Genomic DNA, 17704 nt, shown 5'->3' with positions numbered 1-17704 from the left:
TTGCAAGGAGATGTTCATGGTAAAAGTTGCTCTTGATGCTCTGGGCGGCGATTTCGCCCCCGACGTCGTTGTTGAAGGTGCGGTAAACGCAGTCAATAAGAACGCCAACCTGCACGTGGTCCTGTGCGGACCGGAGGCCGTGGTCAAGGCTAAGCTCGAAAAACTTGGCTATGCTGGCAAAGGCATTTCCGTGGTCGATGCACCGGATCCTGTGGCCATGGACGAACACCCTGTTCAGGTTCTCAAGACCAAGCCGCACTCCGGCCTGGTGACCTGTGTGGCCCTGCAGAAGAAGGGCATGGTCGATGCTTCCGTGAGTGCCGGTAACTCCGGTGCCATGATGGCTAGCTGCCTCATGCTTCTGGGCCGTACGACCGACAAGTTCAGCCGTCCGCCCATCGGCTGCGTCATCCCGACCGCCGACCGTCCGATCATCTTGGTCGATGCCGGTGCGAACGTCGATGAACGCGCCTCCACGCTGGTGGATTTCGCCATCGCGGGTTCCGCCTTCGCCGAGACCTACTTCGGTTACGAGAAGCCGAAGGTCGGCCTCCTCAACATGGGCGAAGAAGAACACAAGGGTCCGGCGGTGCTCCAGGAAGCGCACCAGCTGTTGAAGTCCGCCCCGGTGAACTTCATCGGCAATATCGAAGGTGAAACGCTTATCGAAGGTGTCGCCGACGTGGTGGTGACCTCGGGCTATACGGGCAACGTTGTATTGAAGATGCTCGAAGGCTTCTATGAACTGCACAAGAAGATGTTCGGTGTTATCGATACTCCCGAAGGTCGTCGTTTCGACGAGATGTGGGATTACCGCATGACGGGTGGAGCCCTGCTCCTCGGCCTCAACGGCACGGGCATCATCGCTCACGGCCGCTCCGACGCCCTCGCAATCGAGAAGGCTGTGGAAGTTGCCGCCAAGTACGCTGAGAAGGGTGTCTCGAAGAACGTCAACGAACGCTTGCTCGCCATCAAGGACGAACCCGCCGAAGCCAAGTAACCGGCTTTAGTTAGTTTGTTTGCAAAAGGCTTTTGGGGACGGAACCTTGCGGTTCCGTCTCTTTTTTTTATATGCACACCGAAGGTGTGCGCGTGCACTTAATTGCCGCAACCCTAAAACCTTTGCCTTGTTCTAGGCAATTATGTGCGCGTCGGGAGGGTCTTAGGGAGGGCTAGTCGTGCGTAGCCCTCCCTAGTCTCATTTCGTACCTGCTTACAAAAACATTCTATTTTCCTTTCATTTGCGGGGGATTGCGCGGTTTTTGCCCGGCGGCTCTAGAAATCCCACCGTTCTTTTTTAAATTTGGGGGGAACAAAAATTGCGGGCTAACCGCAGAGGTATGTATATAATGTCTAAGACGATTTTGCTTTTCCCGGGTCAGGGCGCCCAGTACGTGGGCATGGGCCAGACGCTCGCTTCTACTTTTGAACCGGCCAAGAAACTCATGATGCAGGCCGATGAGATTCTCGGCTTCTCGCTCTCGAAGCTCATGGCCGAAGGTCCCGAAGAAGTCTTGAAGAGCACCGACAACACGCAGCCGGCTCTCTTTACCGTGTCTGCCATGGTGATGGAACTCCTCAAGTCCGAAGGTTTCGCGTTCGACTACGTGGCGGGTCACTCCCTCGGTGAATATTCCGCCATCTATGCTGCCGGCGGTTTCAGCTTCGAAGAGGGTCTCCGCCTGGTGCGTACCCGCGGTGAACTTATGGCCAGCGCCGGTAGCAAGAACCCGGGTGCCATGGCTGCCATCATGGGCCAGGACGAAGCCAAGATTCTTGAACTTTGCGAAGCCGTGAAGGATGTGGGTGCTGTGGTGCCCGCGAACATCAACTGCCCGGGCCAGATCGTGGTGTCCGGTGCGGTCGCCGGCGTGAACAAACTCGTCGAAAACTGCGGTGCCGCCGGTATCAAGGCTATTCCGCTCGCCGTTTCGGGTGCCTTCCACAGCCCGCTGATGCAGTTCGCCCAGGCTGGCCTTGCCGAAGCCATCGCGAAGACCAAGTTCAACGATGTCGAAAAGCCGGTGATTGCCAACGTGATTGCCGAACCGGTCACGAAGGGTAGCGAAATTGCCGACCTGCTGGTGCGCCAACTGGTGTCTCCGGTCCGCTGGAACGATTGCATGAACAAGGCTATGTCCTTGGGCGTGACGCAGGGTGTCGAAGTGGGTTCCGGCAAGGTGCTCATGGGCCTGATGCGTAAGATCAGCCGCGACGTGAAGGTCACTCCGGTCGAAACCATCGAGGCATTCCAGGCACTTAAGGGATAACATTCAGAGTGTCATCCTGAGTAAGCGAAGCGCATCGAAGGATCTCTTTTGAGTCAATTTTAGATTCTTCGACTACGCCTGGTGGCTCCGCTCAGAATGACACGGTTAACAGAAAGAGGTTCTACTATGGGTAAACTTACAGGTAAAAAAGCCATCGTGACCGGCGCTTCCCGCGGTATCGGTCTCGCCATCGCCACCAAGCTTGCAAGCGAGGGTGCCGACGTCGCCATCCTCTCTACCTCGGTCAAGGAAGACCTGGCGGCCAAACTTTCCGCCGAACTTGGGGTGCAGGTCAAGAGCTACGCATGCAACGTGGCCGACTCCGAAACGGTGCAGAACGTGTTCAAGCAGATTATTGCCGACATGGGTACGGTAGACATCTTGGTGAACAACGCCGGTATTACCCGCGACGGCCTCCTGATGCGCATGAAGGACGAGGAATTTGACGCCGTGATTGCCACGAACCTGCGTTCCGTGTTCCTTTGCACCCGTGCCGTGGCCCGCACCATGATGGGCAAGCGCACCGGCCGAATCATCAATATTTCGAGCATCAATGCCCTGCGCGGCCAGGCCGGCCAGGCCAACTACGCCGCCGCCAAGGCGGGCATTATCGGTATGACCCGCTCGAATTCCAGGGAATTTGCCTCCCGCGGCATTACGGTGAACGCCATCGCCCCCGGCTTTATCGGGACGGACATGACTGCCGCCATGGACGATGCCACCAAGGAAAAATATGCAGCCCAGATCCCCCTCGGACGTATCGGAAAGCCCGAAGATGTGGCCAATGCGGTCGCTTTTTTGGCCTCCAACGATGCCTGCTACATCACAGGCCAGATTCTGGGGGTTGACGGGGGGTTGAACGCCTAGGCGTTTTTTACTAAATTTTAAGTCAAACAATCAATCCAAATGGAGATTACAATGAACGAAGAAATTTTCAAGAAGGTCACCGCTGTTATCGTTGACAAGCTGGGCGTTAAGGCCGAAGACGTGAAGCCCGAATCCGAATTCGGCAACGATCTCGGTGCTGACTCTCTCGATCGCGTCGAACTCGTGATGGCTATCGAAGACGAATTCGAAGTCGAAATCCTCGATTCTGACGCCGAAAAGTTCCAGAAGGTTGCTGACGTGGTCGCCTTCATCGAAGCCAAGAAGGCTTAATTAGCCGGGTTCTTCGAAAACAGGACTAAATAGGGCGACCCCGGACGGGTTGCCCTTTTTCTTTACCGCCTATGGAAAATCAAACCCTTTTGCATAAAGTCTTAAAACTCTGGTTTCGCCAGAAGTCCGGTGACGGGCTTGAGGCGAAGCTCGGGTACCGGTTCCGCGAACCGGAACTGCTGGCTCACGCCCTGGTCCACCGGTCCTACCTGATGGGGAAGGACATCTCGTACACGAGCAACAACGAGCGGCTCGAGTTTTTGGGCGATTCCGTGCTGAACATGCTCACCACGGAGTACCTGTACAAGGCCTTCCCGAACGACCCGGAGGGCGAACTCTCAAAGCGGAAGAGCGCCATCGTCTCGGGGCACGCCTGCGCGCAGTCCTCGAAGGAATGGGATTTGGGCGAGTACGTCAAGATAGGCAAGTCCGAGGCCAAGATGGGCGGTCGGGGCAAGGAAAGCATCCTGGCCGACGCCTACGAGGCGGTTCTCGGGGCGGTTTACCTGGATGGCGGGCTCGACGAGGTCCGGGCGATTCTCAACCGGTTCCATTTCCCGCGGGTGGCGGAAATCATGAGCGCCGAAGACTTCGTGAACTACAAGAGCGCCCTGCTGGAATACACCCAGGGGAGCTCTATTCACGTGGCGCCGGAATACAAGATTGTGGACGAGTCGGGGCCGGAACACGAGAAGGTGTTCACCGCCGAGGTTCACGTGAACGGCAAGGTCTACGGCCGCGGGACGGGCCCGAACAAGAAGAAGGCGGAGCAGGAAGCGGCCCGCACGACGCTCGAAATGCTCAAGGCCGAGGAGGCGGAGCGCGAGAAGAACGCCCCGCAGCCGTCCGGCGAGAAACCCGTCAAGCCGAAAAGGTATTTTAGACCGTAGATTAGACGAAAGAGTGAGTCATCTTGATGCCGAAGGCACAAGTTGTCCATGGATGCTCTCGCCACCACGTGGCTTCGGTATGACGGTGGACTGCGGTGTGACGAGTCGGGTTCCTGAGCGCCCTTGTCGGGTTTGTCGCAGGCCTCTACATCGTTTATCAGAAATTTCTCAATCCCGAAGTTCCCGTGGGCTATACCAGCATGCTTGCCACGTTGCTCTTTGTGGGCGGCATGATCATGCTGCTGCTCGGGCTTATCGGTGAATATGTCGGCCGTATCTACATCAGCATCAACCAGTCGCCGCAATACGTCGTGCGCGAACGAACTTTTTAGATATAAACAAGGTGCGCCCCAATGCAGGGGAGACGCCTAGTATGTCAGTCCGTAACCATATGGATACAATCCCTCTTTCCCGTCGCCTTCGTTGATGGGAATCTGGCTTGCATCCTTGGGCCAGGTGTGCGGAAGCTTGCCCGTGGGCGATACCTTGCCGAATAGCACGTCGGCAACGCCAGCACCTTCGCTGCCGGGGAGCCATGCGACCACGAATGCGTCGGCGGCCTCGATGAGCGAGGTGACGGGGAGCGGACGGCCGGTGATGAACACGACGGCGACCTTGTGCCCTGCGGATTGCCAGTTCTTGATTTGCGATATGTAGGAATCGGTGGTGCTGAAGGAAACGCCCTCGTAGCTTGCGGAAGAGATGACCTTGTTGTTGAAGTCGCCGTTGCGGAAATCGCCGTACCATTCGGCATACGGGACTTCGCCGATTACGTAGACGATGGTACCTGCCGCGTCGGCGGAGGTGACGCGGGCGCCGCTCGCGACTTCGTCAAAACCGGCCTGGATGGAGGTCGCGCCTGAGATGTTGTTGCTGGTGCTGCCCTGCCAGCCTTGCGTCCAGCCGCCGCACTGAAGCCCGGTATTGTTTGCGTGGCTTCCGGTAAGGAACACCTTGTCTGTAGTCGCCAGCGGGAGAACGCTCTCGTTCTTGAGCACGACGAGGCTCTTCTGCACGGCCTCGCGGGCAATCTGCCTGTGGGCGGCGCTCCCGATGTTGCTGGTGACGCCTACGTATGCGCTGGGACCGTTCGGGTTGTCGAGCCTTCCGGCACGAATCTTTGCACGCAGAATCCTGCGGACGGCGTCCTTGATGCGGTCCTGGCTGATCTGCCCCGCCTGTACGAGCGACTTCATGTTGCTCACGAAATCTGCGGCAGAAGACGGTACCATTGCCATGTCGATGCCCGCATTGATGGCGTTCTTGATGGCGTCCTTCGAGGAAGTGCCTGTCACGGTTCCGGAGTAGTCGCCCGCGGCCCCCGGCGTGGTGGAGTTCTCGATGCCTTCCCAGTCGGCAATCACGTAGCCGTCGAACCCGAGTTCGGTCTTGAGGATTCCGGTAAGCCTTGCGGAATCGACATGCTGGTGGATTCCGTTAATCTGGTTGAAGCTCGCCATGACGCTCAGCACGCCCTGCTCGACGACGGCCTCGTAGGGCGGCAGGTACTTCTCGTAGAGTTCCTTGTCGGTCATGGTGGCGTTGCCGCGGTCGTGACCGTTGTCGGTGGCGCCGTCGCCAACGAAGTGCTTCGCGGTGCTGATGACGCGCCATTCCGCGTTGAAGCGGTCGCCCTGTTGCCCGCGCACATATGCGGCACCGAGGCTTGCGGCGAGTTCCGGGGTCTCGCCGAATCCTTCGTACATGCGGCCCCAGTGCTCATCCTGCGGGACAGTCACTGCGGGTGCGAAGTTCAGGTCGATATGTGCCGCCCACATTTCTTCTGCGACGGCCTGGCCTATCCTGCGGACCAGCGCGGAATCGCGGGTGGCTCCGAGCCCGATGTTGTGCGGGAATATGGTGGCGTTCTTCACGTCGCCCATGCCGTGCACGTTGTCCTTGCCGTAAATGATGGGAATGCTCTTGTTCCAGGCGCGGGAGTAGAAGCTGGAGGTGTATCCGCCACCGCCCTCGAGTGCAGAACCGCAGGTAGAGCCGCCGCAGCTTGTCGTGGGGGCCTGTGCCTGCGTCATCTGGGCGATCATGTCGTCGGTCGACATGGTGGCGATGAGGTTGTCGATTGTCGTTTCGATGGGGTCGCGCTTCAGGGTAATCTGGCCGTAGTCCTTCGGGCCGTTAACGCTGAGGGTCTCGGGCAGGAATCCTGCTTTGCGGATGACCAGGCTCTCGCCGCCTTCCTTCTTGAGCGCGGTCTTCACGTTGGCCGTGGTGCTGACTTTAGAAAGCGGGGTGCGTTTCCCGTCGATGTTGACGGTCACGACGTACATCCCGTTCGGCAATCCGGCTGTTAGTTTGTTTGCGTCCTTGATGGGGTAGGTGCGCGTGCTGGTGTCGAGGGTCTTGCTTTTGACAATCTTCCCGGTCAGGTCGAGAATCTCGATGGCGGCATTCTTCTTGGCATTCAGCACCAGGCGGTCGTTCCTGATATCGAGTGCTCCCTTGATGGCGCTCGATTCGTCGGTGAAGACGAATTTGCCCTGGGTGTCGGTGAGGGTGCGTGCGTTCGAAAGGAGGCTCGGGAGGTTCCTCATGGAGACGACTGCGTTCTGGAGGGGCGTGCCCGATTCGTCGACGACGGTACCGGTAATGTCTGCCAGCGCTAGCGTGCAGGCGGTGACTGTGAAAATGCCGATTTTTGTAAGTTTCATGATTTTACCTTGTTTTACAAGGTAAATCTATTTTCGCGGATGCGCATTTTGGAAAAAAGTCTGCTATTTCTTGTGTACGATGGAAAACAGGCGCGTTTTTCCCAAAAATAGGGCGAATAAATCTATTTTGTGGGGTATGAAACATTTTTCCTTCCCTGTTTTTCGTGCTGCTGGCCTTGGTGCGCTGGCCCTGGTAACGATGTTTTCCCTTACCGCCTGCAACGAGCAGGGCTCTGCGGGCGCGAAGCCTGCGGGCAAGAACGCCGAGTTGAACTGCCCGGAATTGCCGGTCGATTCCACCGCAACGGGCGAGTTCGACCCGGTTGCCTCCAAGGACGCTCGCCCCTGCGGGACGATTACCCTCTGGGGCTCTGCGATGCCGAAGTCGTTCAACATGTGGGAAGACTACAACAGCTTTTCTGCCGAGCTTATGGGTATGATGTTCGAGCCGCTCGTGAGTCTGCACTCCACCGAGGACCGCGAAGTGGGTATCCTCGCCGACAGCTGGAGCGTATCGGAAGACGGCAAGACGTTCACCTTCCACGTAGATGCGCGGGCCCGGTGGAGCGACGGCAAGCCCGTCACCGCCGAGGACGTGCAGTACTACTACGACGTCATCATGGACGAGAAGAACCTCACGCCGATTTTCAAGGTCGGGCTTAGCCGTTTCGACCGCCCGGAGGTGGTCGACAGCCTCACGGTGAAGATGACCGCGAAGGAATCGCACTGGGGTAACTTCTGGGAAGCCGCGGGCATGCTCGCGTTCCCGAAGCACGCCTGGGCAGGGAAGGACTTCAACCAGATCCGCTACGAGTTCCCAGTAGTCTCGGGTCCGTACAAGATCAAGACCTTCCGCGAGGACCGCTATGTGGAACTGGAACGTCGCGCCGACTGGTGGGGTTTCCACAAGAACTGGAACCGCGGCAAGTACAACTTCCAGAAAATCCGCTACCGCTTCATGAACGACCAGACGAAGGCGCTGGAAGCCTTCAAGAAGCAGGACTTCAACGCTTATGCGATTTACACGAGCAGCATCTGGATGAAGCAGACCGACTTCGACGCCGTGAAGAAGGGCTGGGCCGTGAAACAGCGCATTTTCAACAAGGAGCCCATCGGGTTCCAGGGCATGGCCATCAACCTGCGCAAGCCGCAGTTCCAGGACGTGCGCGTCCGCCGCGCCCTTTCGATGCTCCTGAACCGCGAGGCGATGAACGAGAAGTACATGTTCGGCCAGTACTTCTTGCTGAACAGCTACTACCCCGACCTGTGGGAAGGCAACAAGAACCCGACGGCGCCGCTCTACACGTTCAATCCGGATAGCGCCCGCGCGCTCTTTGCTGAGGCGGGCTACAAGGTGAACGGCCAGGGCGTGCTCGAGAAGGATGGCAAGCCGTTTGCGATTAACTTCATCACGAGCCAGGAAGACCTGCGCCACCTCACGCTGTTCCAGGAAGACCTGAAGAAGGTGGGCGTGGTGGCGACCATCGAGCAGATGAGCCAGAGTACTTTGCGCAAGCGTCTGGACGATGCCGACTTTGACCTTTACTGGGTGAACTGGGGTGCTGGCCGCCTCCGCGACCCGGAAGCCAGCTGGTCTTCTGCTACCGCGATGGACAAGGGGACGAACAACCTGGCCGGCGTTCAGGATAAAGTTGTCGACAGCCTCATCAACCTGCAGAAGACGGAATTCGACCTCGCGAAGCGGAACGAAATCCTGAAGGCGCTCGATAACCGCCTCGCCGAAATCGTGCCGTACGTGCTCATGTGGCAGTGCGACCACCACCGCATCCTCTACTGGAACCGCTACGGCACTCCTGCTGGTGTGCTGGACCATTTCAACCGCGAAGACGCCATTCCCGTCTACTGGTGGCTTGACCCGGAGAAGTCCAAGAAACTTGACGCCGCGATGAAGGCCGGCGAGAGTTTGCCGGTCCCGGTGTATGACGTGAGATAACCCATCTTGTCATTCTGGAGGCCCCTTCGGGGCCGATAGAATCCAAGCCATTGTTTTTCAATGGCTCTTTTTGTACTTTCCAATTCATGCAAAAGAAAGGGTACACGTACATTCTGTTCAATAAGAGAAATGGAACCTTATATGTAGGTGTTACGAGCGATTTGAAAAATCGAGTAATGCAACATAAGGAGAAGGTCTTTGGAGGCTTTACAAAGAAGAATTTGCTCCGGGAAAAGAAGATTGCCTTGATACAGTCGATGAATCCTGAATGGGATGACTTGTTCTTTAAATTGTAATGGATCCTATCGCCCTTGACAGGGCTCCAGGATGACAGCATTGGCCTGCGCCTTGCTCCAGGGTGACATTCGGGTATAAAAAAAGACGTGCATCGCTGCACGTTTTTTTTAAATGCTATGCGCTAGCAGTTTCGGTTAGAACCAGTAGGTGGCGCCGAGAACGAACTGCATGTTCGAAACATCGAGCGGATCGCCGAGCTTCGGGTCGGCGAAGAAGTTGGTCATACCGAGAACCACGCGGAAGTCGATGTCGACCAGCGGAACGATGCCGGTACCGACACCGAACACCAGGTCGAATTCGAAGGTGTTGAAGTAGTCGTCGTCGTATTCGATTTCGTGACCGTCGTCATCTTCGGCAGAAACGCTCAGGTTGAATGCGAATTCCGGACCGGCTTCGAGGTAGAGAATCGGGAGCAGGGAGAAGCGGACGAGCACCGGGATGTCCAAGGCCCATTCGGTCAGGGTAACGTTGTCGCTCGGGTCGAAGTTACGCATGTCGATTACGACTTCCGGTGCCACGGTGATGGGGAGCATCGGGAGGGACATCTTCATGCCGACACCGGCCTGGAAACCGATTCCGGAAGCGGCGTCTTCGGTGTCGTCACCCCAGAAGGTGTTCATGTCGAGGCCTGCGCGGACACCGACGTTGATCTGTGCAAAGGAAGCCGTCGCTGCGACAACCGCTGCCAAAATGATTTTCTTGAGCATATTGAATCCTTTTGTTTGTGGTTTTAAAAAAATATAATATAAAAAACGCACTTTTGCCATAAAAAAAGTGCGTGTGTCCCGGAAAATGTGATTTTTCTCAAAAAATAAAAAACGGCGCGGATTTTACCCGCGTCGTCCTAATACTTTCTAAATAATTCGTAGTTCGCTGTTATATTGTGCGAAAAAAAGCTAGAAATTGAAAACTGCCGCCATGTAGAGCCCGTTGGCGTCGCCACCGAGGTGGTGCGGGTTCCCGTCAGTCCAAACGCCCTTGTACTTCTCGTTGCGGAAGATAAACTGTCCCTTCACGGTAATCATCGGCGTGATGTCGTAGGCGATACCCATCCAGAGGTTGTACTGGCGGGATCTGCGGTCGGCATAGCCGTGTTCGGTATCGTTGCCATCGTACCATACGCTCTCGCTGAGGCGGAACTTGAGGAGCATGCCGATATAGGGGGTAAGGCCGACTTTCGGGATGGTGTAACCCACTTCGGCGCCCACATGGATGTCGAGCCCGCGCTCGTGGTTGTCGTGCTCGAAACCCCAGAGGAAGCCCGCTTCCGTGCCGAACAGGAGCCCGTCCATCTTTGTCGGGGCCGAGAACTGCGCACCTGCGTAGATGGAGAATTCTCCGCTGGAGGGCGGGTTCGTGCCTGCGCCGTCGTACTCGTCGTCACCTACGGGAAGGTTGAAGTCGAGGAAGGCGGTAATCATCGGGGCGATTTCGAAACGCCCGCCGATGGTGAGGTCGCGAAGCCCGTCGCCGCCGTTCACGCAGCCCGAGCAGTCTTCCTCGTTCCAGAACTGGTAGCCCCAGCCGGTAAAGGCGATTTCGAGGCTCTTGATCATCGTAAGGCGGGCGCCCATCTTGAGGCCTGCTTGCGACCAGCGGTGGTCCTTGTCATAGTAGAGGCCCGCTTCTGCGCCTCCGTTCTTGTTTTGCGGGATGGGATAGTAGTCCCATGTGGCAAAACTTGCACAGGCGAGCACTGCGAGCGCGAGAATAATTTTCTTGAACATCCTGACTCCTTGGAAATGGTTCAAAACCGCCGAAAATTTAGAAAAATGGGACGTCCTTGCCTGGTTGTCGGGGCAAAATGTGCGCTTTAACACTTTATTGGAGGCTTTGGATGTGAATTCGGGCACAACGGCAAAAGATTTTTTACCGAGCTATCTTTTTTTATTTATCTTGTTAGGAAAAAGCGAGGCATCTATGAAGTTGAACTCGAAATGTTTCTTGTTGGCAGCCCTTATGGTTTGGGGCTTTGTTTCTGGGGCGTCTGCCGCAGAAAAATGGACCGGAATCAAGTGTAATGACGAGTATCCGGAGCCTTCTTACCCGGATGAAATCATTCAAACATTTACGAAGGTCTGCTATATAAGCCAGTTTGGCAACCAAGACGAGGCTATTGAAAAAGGCTTTCGTGTGGGTGACTTGTTTTCCGTTTGGAGCGGAACAGGTGGTTTCCGCGAAAAACTCAATAACGAAATTCAAGAAGCAATGCAAATTTGCAGTGGGGACGGCTTGTGCTATGGATTTGAGCTCCGTTTTGAAACCGACCTTGACTTGGGCGGTTTCGAAGTCTCTAACGGTGATACGGTATGCGTGAGCGCTTTTGACCCGGTGCTTATTCCTGTAGACGTTCTTACGAACTATGTTACGGAGATAAATGGCAATGGCAAGACAATCAAGGGCTATTGCGATATCGGGCAGGGGGATAAGTCTTTTTTCAAGGGTGTTCAAAGTTTCGGAACTCCTAACGAAGTAATTGTAGACGTTCAAAACGCTCGGTTCATTGACATTCATTTCGATAGCGCCTACGTAAAGGCGACTGGTGTCGAAGCCCGTGCGGCTGTAGTTGCGGATACGGTAACCAACATTTCTTTTGATAATATTTCGGTGACTAATTCTATTGTCAGTTCTTCATATGTGGCGGCAGGAATTGTCGCTTGTTATGGCGCCGAGACCAGTAGTACATATTCCGTGCAAGTGGATGCGACTTTGCGTGGCCAGATAGTGGGGGGTGTGTTCGGTCGAGCAGAGTTTTCGAGTATGCAGGGCAGCTCTGCTGTCAATGGCATTTCTGTCGATGTACAGGTTCTTGCTGCCGAAGAAGGAGACGCTGTGACTGCCGGTGGTTTTGCTGGAGTGATTACTGGGGTGCAAAATCCCGAGTTCACGTTCGGCGGCGATACCGTCTCCCTTGTGGTGCCTAATGGCGCTGACAATGTCACTGCTGGAGGCCTTGTCGGAAGCCTTATGAGTAGTACGCGAGGGACGACTGAACTCCGGAATCTAAGCAATAAAATTGACTTATTCGTGAACTCTACGGGCTATGCTACCTATGCTGGTGGCTTGGTTGGCAAGGTGTCTTTTGAAAATGTGCTTGTTACCGATTCCCTGAATGACATCCATGCGGTTGTAGCGGCAAAGGGAACGCCTGACCCAGAAACGGAGGAGATTGAGAATATCATAAGTGAAGTGTATGCGGGTGGCGAGTTTGGGATGATACAACGTGCTAGTGGCTTGCGGGTGGCACACGACAACGTTGATGCGAGACTTGTTGCTGCGGGTGCCGAAGCGCAGTTCTTTGGAGGCGTTGCCGGTGCGGTGGCCGCGACTAAGACTCTTGCTGTTGCGCAGAGCGATGTCAAGGCTTCTATTGCCAGCAGTGGGGAAGGCGAAATCAATGTGGCGATGGGCGGCTTGTTTGGGAGCGTGGTCGGGCCAAATGCTAATCAGGGTGGAACTATGGAAGTCGTTTGCGATGCCGACACTGTTACAGTTTCTATGCAGGCAGCATCTACAGGCGTCGTTTATGCGGGTGGCCTTGTGGGTGTGGCTAATGGTGGTGAAAGGGGGGCCGGCGGATTCTATTCCTACATGTCTACCGTCAAGGCGCCCGAAGGCAGTAACCTCATAACGGTATCTTCGAGTACGGTGAAAAAATTGTTTGCTGGCGGCCTTGCCGGACAGGTGACTTCTCCGCGAGATTTAATCAAGTTTTATAGGGCGAGAGTTGTAGGTGATATCGATGTGCCGGCTGCAACCATCGCCGATTCCGGTGCTGTGGGCGGATTGTTTGGCGAATTCAATTCTTATCGGGTTTTTATTTTTGATAACTTGAGCGAAGGTGATATTCTTGCGGGTGCAGACAATGTGGGGTTTGCCGTAGGTAAAGTTTTGTCCAGGCAAAACGATGCGGACGGCGTGATGCTTACTTCGAACGTGCATATCGGTACCAAGGATGTGAATGTAAAACAGGTTCTTGGGACAATGATTCTGGGCGGGGAAACGGTGACCGACTGGGATGAGGGAGAAAGCTATGCTGCGGATTTCCATTATAGTATAACACACAACTACCGCAACGCTATTGCATCCGAAAATACTCCGCTTGTATCTACGGGCGTGCTAGACATAGATGGTAGCGGGTTTGTCAATGCGAAGGATGCCAGACTGTTGAACGGTGTTCTTGACGAATCTACTATGAAATCGCGCTTGTTGGCTTATGTGTTAACCCAAAAAGAAAATAGGGCTTCCGGTGGTGAGACCAATGTAGAAGATGATTATACCTGCTGGGAAAACGATAACGGTGAATTTGTGCATGTTTGCGGCGAAGGTGAAAACCGCACTGCATACAAGGTGGAACTGGATATCCAGGACATTGTTTCCAAGTTTACCGATGCGGACAAGGAATCCCTGGAAGGCATCCTGGATTCAGTCTATGCCCCCGAAGACGATTATACGGAGTACACGCTTGTTACCTATACGGAAAAGGACCGCCGCGTGAGCCCTGATTTTGTAAAGCGCATTCGGGCGCTGAGCGTTGATTTTGGTGTTTTCGAGGAAACCTATGAAATAGACCTTGAAACCTACCCGATGTGGCAAGACGTGCTTTACCAAACGGAAGAAAACAGCAGTTTCGTGGTCGTCTACGAGACGGCGGTAGTTGTTGTGGATCAACCTGCGGCATCGTATGGAAACTTGGACGAAACCTTGCCGTACCCGGTGTATCTCTGGCCGAAGGTGACGAAGGTACGCCGTTATAACGAACATGCCGTTATCCCTCCCGTGTTCGTGATGAATGACGGTACAAAAGTTGAGTACGGCATAGATAGTTACTATATAAATTGTAGGGAAGGCGGGAACTGTGATGTTGATAAGATTGATGGTGAACTTGGTGATACCAAGACCTTTGCACGGATAATGGAAGATATTGCTGGCCGTTACGGTCCGGAGTACAGCGATACCATTCACTTGATTTATGCCCCGATTGGGGGAATTTCCGAGACTCCGACCATGGCTCTCGGCGTGAGCGGTAACCATGCAATCATGTATACTGCGTATGGTTACAAGGATGGCCTGTTGGCACAATTTGATACGGCAAGTGCGGGGTATTTTAACAATCCGTCTGTCCCGATGGCTTCCAAGTACAGCATTGCCGCCGATGCGGGATTTATCCTGAAAAAATGGAAGGCGGATTTCTGGGCGCACATGACAGGCTACCGAAACATAGAGGAGTGCTACGAAGAAGGTCAGGCATCGGAAGAATGCTCCAAGGCGGTTACTTTTGAAACAACGAAAAACTATTTCGCGGAACCGTCGTCAATCAAGGCCGCCTTTATGGACAACATGGAGAACGGGTCGTTCTTGAAGTGGAGTGCGGAATTCGATGCCGACGGCGTTGTCGATATGGATAGCGTTATTGCCGCTATTGTGGGAATGGGTGATATGTTGACCAATGACTTCCATTATTACTACCTCCTGCACGCGATTCCCGAACTCGAGGCGATTCCCTATGCAATCTCGTTCGATGTGAATGCCGCTGATATGGACGTGTTTGTGGCCGGCTATACGGATACGCTCGCAATTTATTCAAGGGAAACCTACGAGACGGCCGCGTTGCCGATGCTGTATACGACAGACACAACGAGGTGTTTTGGTGGCTGGAGCGTCAGTCCCGATAAGCAGGATTTCCTTGCGAGAGAACTGGATGCGGACGTGCTCAATGCGGTTGAACCCGTAGACAATGTGTTTAGTTTGTACGGATCCTGGAATAATTCTCTTGTAACGGAAGCGGATGGTCAGCCCGGTAAGGAAACTTATGAAATGGGTGGCTGCGACAATATAGAGAATTCGCAGATTTCGCTGCACTACCAGGGCGATATCGGCCCGGAGGGCGGTAAGGTTTATCTCTGGCAGAAACTTGTGAACCCGGTGGACACTTTGACGTTCAGGCACGATTTTGAAGATTCCACGATGGCGATTCCCGGAGCGTGGGCGTTCTTCCGGTTCCACGTGGGTGCCGAATCCGAGCCGGGCTATGCGCTTTCGCACGTGAAATTTGTCCGTGGCATTATGGAAAACGCGGACGCACCTTCGGGCGAAGCCGATACAATCGATGTCGCCATGCAAGATGGCGATGGCGTGATTGAATTTTATAGCGGCTCCCGCTCGCCGGAACTTCTTGTCGAGTTCTCAAAGTTCATCTCTGTGGCGTTTGACCTAAACACGAAACAGGAAGACGTGTTCTACGATCTTGATTTTGTCCAGGGCGATTCCCTGAAGGTCTTGAACAACGATGACCAGGTGCGTTTGCCTGCATGGATATACACGGCGAATTCGTGCGTGCTCGGTTGGTCTGCCGAGAAGGATGCGGAAATCCATACGTACAGGGCTATGACTTGGTCTAGCGAACTGTATGAAAAACTCCAGGATACCCAGAAACTGTATGCCGTGTGGGGCGATGCTGAACAGTGCGTGGAAAGCGCCCGCTATGCGCGTGTCAAGGCGGTTGCCGAGAACGGGCGCATAGAGCTGCTTGAAGGCGAGGGTGAACCGCGCGTGCACTCGTTTGGCGAGGGCTCCATCATCCTGCCTCCTGAACAATACACGGGCGGTTTCAGGGTGCGCGCTATCCCGGATGATGGCTACGTGCTCGAAAAGATTCTGCTTATCCAGGACGGCGACACCATCCCGTTTGAAAACGGCGAATGGCTCGAGGGCCTTGTTGATGGTGCCGAAATCCGCGCCTACTTTATCGAAAGCGCAGAACCTGTCGTGACGGACGGTGCCAAGTTCTATCAGTCGGGCAATGCAGTCCGCTTCACGTTCCACAAGGATGGCTTCGTGAAGGATGGCGAGGCATCGATCCGCATTTCGCTTGAAAACGATGACGGGAAGGAACTTGACGGCAATGAGTACAGGTGTACCACGGATGCCTGTGACTTGGAGTGGGAACGTTTCCCGCTTGCTGCCGGATTCTACCTGTTTACCGCCAGCGTGGTGCGCGATGGCCACGACTCTCTCTTGCGTGAACAGGATTTCGAGGTCGTTGCCGAAATCGCGATTGCCGGTGAAAAATCCTGGCAGATGATTTCGCTTGCCAATGTGGACATGGACAAGTTGTCGTGGGACGGCGACGAGACGTTCTACTGGTGGGCAGAGGACAGGAACTATGGCAAGTACTGGCAGTATCAGGAATTGGTCAAGTCGCAGACGCCCGAAAAGGAACGCGGCTACTGGTACAGTTCTATCGAGGGACGCCCGCTCGTGCTGAAGGACTCTGCGTTCGCTGATGACATTACGTGGAACCTCACGAACGAGAACGGTGGCTGGAACCTTGTCGCGAACCCCTACGGCTGGCAAATAGAGCTGGGCGTGGACGAGTACGACCTGGATGAACCCGAGGAAGAGTCCGAGGACAATCGCAAGAAGAGGGTTCCACTCGTGGAGTACAGTCGCTGGAATCCGGAAGAGGGTCAGTATGTGCCTGTAAGCAAGCTCGGTCCCTACCAGGCGGTGTGGGCGCAACTGAACCGCTCCATGAGCACGACGATTGAAATTGCTGCGAGACCGTCGTTCGATGAAGACACGAATGTCGACGCGAATGCGGAAATGGACAGGACGCTCAACCGCAGGTTTGCAAAGATTGGTGACGCTTCGGGCTGGGCGTTGCAGGCCATGCTGAGTGACGGTCGCGGCAAGAAGGACAGCTGGAATGTGCTCGGCGTAGGTGATTTTGCAAGGCAGTCCGAGGAACCGCCTGCCGGTATGGGCGACCACGTGAACCTCTCGATACTTGATGGTGGCAAGAGGCTCATGAAGAGCGTGAAGGCGGCGGGCGAGGGCGCTTCGTATGAATGGAACGTCGATCTCACGGCGACGAGCCCGCGCACGGGTTACCTGTTGTTTGCGGGTATTGACGGTTTGGAATCCCGCGGGCTTTCCGTGTACGTGACCGTGGACGGGAATACGACGCGCATGCGGGAAGGCGAACCGCTGAAGGTCGCGCTTTCTTCCGAAGCGAAGGTCGCGACCGTGTTCGTGGGTTCTGCTCCGAAGGTCGCGCTGGTCAAGACGCTTGCCGGCCTTAAGGCGGTGCAGGCGGGCGCGACCCTCCAGGTGGACTTCGATGCGGGTGCGGGCCTTGCGGGCAGTGCAGTGCGCGTGGACGTGCTCGACCTGAAGGGGAACGTTGTCCGGAGTGTGGCTTCGAGTGCCCTTGCCGGCGTGAACCGCGTGACCCTCGATGCCCCGAAGCCGGGTATCTACATGCTCCGTGTGCGTGCGGGTAGCCAGATGAATGCCGGCCGTATTCTTGTGAAATAACCCCAAAAACGGCGAATATCGCCCGAAATTGCCGGAATTACCTGAGGTCCGCCACCCCTGGCGGGCCTTTTTGTAACGGACTTTTTCGTTGCCAAATGAAGGCGACTGTTATCTTTTATGCACAAGCAATTCAAAAAAGCGTGACGA

General features: G+C 55.2%; 12 protein-coding genes. 9 read left to right on the top strand and 3 right to left on the bottom strand.

The genetic code is table 11. From position 1 onward, the window contains the following. The first annotated feature begins 16 nt into the window (after nucleotides 1-16). From plsX to CRO08_RS17465, 6 genes are all read left to right on the top strand, one after another. Entirely contained in the window at nucleotides 17-1000 is a 984-nt protein-coding gene (gene plsX, locus CRO08_RS15765; RefSeq protein ID WP_097037108.1) for a phosphate acyltransferase PlsX, read from the top strand. Nucleotides 1001-1349: 349 nt separating this feature from the next. After that, entirely contained in the window at nucleotides 1350-2270 is a 921-nt protein-coding gene (gene fabD, locus CRO08_RS15760; RefSeq protein WP_097037007.1) for an ACP S-malonyltransferase, read from the top strand. 126 nt (nucleotides 2271-2396) lie between these two features. Next, nucleotides 2397-3137: a 3-oxoacyl-[acyl-carrier-protein] reductase gene (fabG, locus tag CRO08_RS15755; RefSeq protein ID WP_097037006.1), complete on the top strand. Its 741-nt coding sequence runs from the start codon at nucleotides 2397-2399 to the stop codon at nucleotides 3135-3137. A 51-nt stretch (nucleotides 3138-3188) separates the two neighbouring features. Next, nucleotides 3189-3428 (top strand): acyl carrier protein, encoded by a 240-nt coding sequence (gene acpP / locus CRO08_RS15750; RefSeq protein WP_072813566.1) that lies wholly within the window; start codon nucleotides 3189-3191, stop codon nucleotides 3426-3428. A gap of 71 nt (nucleotides 3429-3499) precedes the next feature. Further along, on the top strand, nucleotides 3500-4318 hold the full coding sequence (gene rnc / locus CRO08_RS15745) for a ribonuclease III (RefSeq protein WP_072813509.1): 819 nt from the start codon (nucleotides 3500-3502) through the stop codon (nucleotides 4316-4318). 200 nt (nucleotides 4319-4518) lie between these two features. After that, nucleotides 4519-4650, top strand: coding sequence for a hypothetical protein (locus tag CRO08_RS17465; RefSeq protein WP_255252428.1), 132 nt, complete (start codon nucleotides 4519-4521; stop codon nucleotides 4648-4650). 36 nt (nucleotides 4651-4686) lie between these two features. Here the strand turns inward: CRO08_RS17465 and CRO08_RS15735 are convergent, their stop codons facing one another. Continuing rightward, nucleotides 4687-6987, bottom strand: a complete 2301-nt coding sequence (locus CRO08_RS15735) for a glycoside hydrolase family 3 N-terminal domain-containing protein (protein ID WP_255252427.1) — start codon at nucleotides 6985-6987, stop codon at nucleotides 4687-4689. A 136-nt stretch (nucleotides 6988-7123) separates the two neighbouring features. Between CRO08_RS15735 and CRO08_RS15730 the strand changes: the two genes are divergently transcribed. Together CRO08_RS15730 and CRO08_RS15725 are read left to right on the top strand one after the other, a co-directional pair. Continuing rightward, nucleotides 7124-8941 carry an extracellular solute-binding protein gene (locus tag CRO08_RS15730; RefSeq protein WP_255252426.1) on the top strand — a complete coding sequence of 606 codons (1818 nt, stop codon included), beginning with the start codon at nucleotides 7124-7126 and terminating at the stop codon, nucleotides 8939-8941. 86 nt (nucleotides 8942-9027) lie between these two features. After that, entirely contained in the window at nucleotides 9028-9237 is a 210-nt protein-coding gene (locus tag CRO08_RS15725; protein ID WP_097037005.1) for a GIY-YIG nuclease family protein, read from the top strand. Between the two features lie 135 nt (nucleotides 9238-9372). Here CRO08_RS15725 and CRO08_RS15720 read toward each other — a convergent pair whose 3' ends face one another. Both CRO08_RS15720 and CRO08_RS15715 read right to left on the bottom strand, forming a co-directional pair. Then, entirely contained in the window at nucleotides 9373-9945 is a 573-nt protein-coding gene (locus CRO08_RS15720) for a porin family protein (RefSeq protein ID WP_176495182.1), read from the bottom strand. 189 nt (nucleotides 9946-10134) lie between these two features. Next, entirely contained in the window at nucleotides 10135-10965 is an 831-nt protein-coding gene (locus CRO08_RS15715; RefSeq protein ID WP_097037003.1) for a transporter, read from the bottom strand. Nucleotides 10966-11158: 193 nt separating this feature from the next. Between CRO08_RS15715 and CRO08_RS15710 the strand changes: the two genes are divergently transcribed. Beyond that, nucleotides 11159-17557, top strand: coding sequence for a T9SS type A sorting domain-containing protein (locus tag CRO08_RS15710; RefSeq protein WP_097037002.1), 6399 nt, complete (start codon nucleotides 11159-11161; stop codon nucleotides 17555-17557). Nucleotides 17558-17704 lie beyond the last annotated feature (147 nt).

The organism is Fibrobacter sp. UWT3, from assembly GCF_900230125.1.
Lineage (GTDB): Bacteria > Fibrobacterota > Fibrobacteria > Fibrobacterales > Fibrobacteraceae > Fibrobacter.
Note: the sequence above shows the minus strand (reverse complement) of the source record. Positions and strands in the feature narration are given on the sequence as shown.

Bases quoted from the DNA above. Each gene is read 5' to 3' on its own strand.
- CRO08_RS15715 (WP_097037003.1), bottom strand. From the start codon at position 10,965: ATGTTCAAGAAAATTATTCTCGCGCTCGCAGTGCTCGCCTGTGCAAGT.
- acpP (WP_072813566.1), top strand. From the start codon at position 3,189: ATGAACGAAGAAATTTTCAAGAAGGTCACCGCTGTTATCGTTGACAAG.
- plsX (WP_097037108.1), top strand. From the start codon at position 17: ATGGTAAAAGTTGCTCTTGATGCTCTGGGCGGCGATTTCGCCCCCGAC.
- fabG (WP_097037006.1), top strand. From the start codon at position 2,397: ATGGGTAAACTTACAGGTAAAAAAGCCATCGTGACCGGCGCTTCCCGC.
- CRO08_RS15710 (WP_097037002.1), top strand. From the start codon at position 11,159: ATGAAGTTGAACTCGAAATGTTTCTTGTTGGCAGCCCTTATGGTTTGG.
- CRO08_RS15735 (WP_255252427.1), bottom strand. From the start codon at position 6,987: ATGAAACTTACAAAAATCGGCATTTTCACAGTCACCGCCTGCACGCTA.
- CRO08_RS15720 (WP_176495182.1), bottom strand. From the start codon at position 9,945: ATGCTCAAGAAAATCATTTTGGCAGCGGTTGTCGCAGCGACGGCTTCC.
- CRO08_RS17465 (WP_255252428.1), top strand. From the start codon at position 4,519: ATGCTTGCCACGTTGCTCTTTGTGGGCGGCATGATCATGCTGCTGCTC.
- rnc (WP_072813509.1), top strand. From the start codon at position 3,500: ATGGAAAATCAAACCCTTTTGCATAAAGTCTTAAAACTCTGGTTTCGC.
- CRO08_RS15725 (WP_097037005.1), top strand. From the start codon at position 9,028: ATGCAAAAGAAAGGGTACACGTACATTCTGTTCAATAAGAGAAATGGA.
- CRO08_RS15730 (WP_255252426.1), top strand. From the start codon at position 7,124: ATGAAACATTTTTCCTTCCCTGTTTTTCGTGCTGCTGGCCTTGGTGCG.
- fabD (WP_097037007.1), top strand. From the start codon at position 1,350: ATGTCTAAGACGATTTTGCTTTTCCCGGGTCAGGGCGCCCAGTACGTG.